Source organism: Roseateles aquatilis (assembly GCF_002205645.1).
Taxonomy (GTDB): domain Bacteria; phylum Pseudomonadota; class Gammaproteobacteria; order Burkholderiales; family Burkholderiaceae_C; genus Roseateles; species Roseateles aquatilis.
Genome location: NZ_NIOF01000037.1, coordinates 1 through 1,477 on the forward strand (window position 1 = coordinate 1; position 1,477 = coordinate 1,477).

The window sequence follows — 1,477 nt, forward strand, 5'->3', positions numbered from 1 at the left end:
AAGCTCTGGTTCATCGCCTGCGCGCCGGCCGTGGCCTGCCCGGTCTCCGCGTCCAGGTGCGTGTAGCTGACGATCCGATCCGCCGCGTCATAGGTCAGGTCGCGGACCTGGCCGCCCAGCGGGTAGCGCTGATTTCATTCCACCAGAGTGAGAGCGCCCTTGAAAACGAGTTGTTCAGGCTCGACTACTCACTTCCAAGCTGGCAACTGTTCAGCTTCAGGCGGAACGACTCTCATAGTCCGCCAGCATAGTTGCCAATTGTTTGGCTTCCCCTGCGCCAGGTTCAAGGCCGCCCCCATCGAGCACACCCTTCACCAAATAATACTCCTTCAGGGACTTTATACCGCCACGCTTAAGCACTTTGAGATAAATTTTTGAATATTTCACCCTAACCTGCGACAGCGATGGTGCACCATTCGACAAAAACCTTTTATCCGCTGCAGCAATCAGTTCTGGACTCCAATTACTAGACACCTCCACACAGTCATTAATTGCCATTTGAAGACCACGTCTCGCCTGAGAAATCGACTTTTTTTCCAGCACTTTCATCACCGCGAGGGGATGAATTTCTGGAGGGTGATGTGGTTTGGCTTCGAACCATTCATAGAAGAAGCCCATGAACTTCTTAAGCCCCTCTGATTCGTCTTCTGAAATGGTTGGCATTTTATTGGCAGACACAATTACCCGATGGAATCGCTTCTCCGAACTCAATCAGGGCATCATTCAAATAAAACGGGCGGCGAGGATTCCAGGTGCTGATGCCGTTAATCATATTTCTCGAGGTTCCGCCAGTACTTTGGGCGCCGCCGTTAGTCTCAATCAAGCGCTGCTCTCTACCGCGAATAGCCGAGTAGTTCTCTGAGGAGCGGTCAAGCACAGGCGGCTGGAATCCCTCGGCATTCAGCAGTGGCTGACTCATAGCTCTATTATTGATATTTGTTGACGGATCATCGTAGCCCGACGTTCGACCGCTGTAGCACTTGCCAGTCTTTGGATTGTAGCGCGTATAGGTTTGATAAGTCTTCTTGCGCTCTTCTTCGACGGCCCGCGTCGTTGTGGTCGAACCTAAATTTGACTCACTATTCGGACCAACCCCGGGAGGAAAGTCTGGGTCAAACCGACCACCGTTCCTTCCCGGGACAACAATGATTACCTGAAGGCCCTCAGCATCTGTATAACCAAGCGGATTTCCAAGGACATAGCCGTAGGTGTTGACCCCTCCACCCAGCCCAATCGGATCACTCTGAACATACCTCCCCGTCGTCGCGTCGTAATCCCGGAAGTAGTTGTAATTCAATCCCGACTCGCTGTCGAAGAATTGCCCTGGGAAGCGAAGGTTGAAGGTGATGGGCGCGAGGCCAGCGGGGGCCGTCTCGGGCGCGGTCGAGCCGAACGGCTCGCTGATCCAGCGCCAGCGCAGGGCGTTGTTCTTGTCGACCAGCAAGCGCGGTGCGTTCAGGTGGTCGGCGTAGACGTG

Annotated in this window: 2 protein-coding genes; both read right to left on the reverse strand. The window is 54.0% G+C overall.

Annotated elements, in window-relative coordinates; translation table 11 throughout:
• Window positions 1–216: 216 nt before the first annotated feature.
• The gene (locus CDN99_RS28565) at window positions 217–711 is read right to left on the reverse strand and encodes a hypothetical protein (protein WP_141101037.1); all 495 of its coding nucleotides are present in this window, start codon (window positions 709–711) and stop codon (window positions 217–219) included.
• The coding region (locus CDN99_RS27915) for an RHS repeat-associated core domain-containing protein (protein WP_141101038.1) at window positions 665–1,477 on the reverse strand (813 nt) is incomplete at its 5' end. The genes CDN99_RS28565 and CDN99_RS27915, both read right to left, overlap by 47 nt.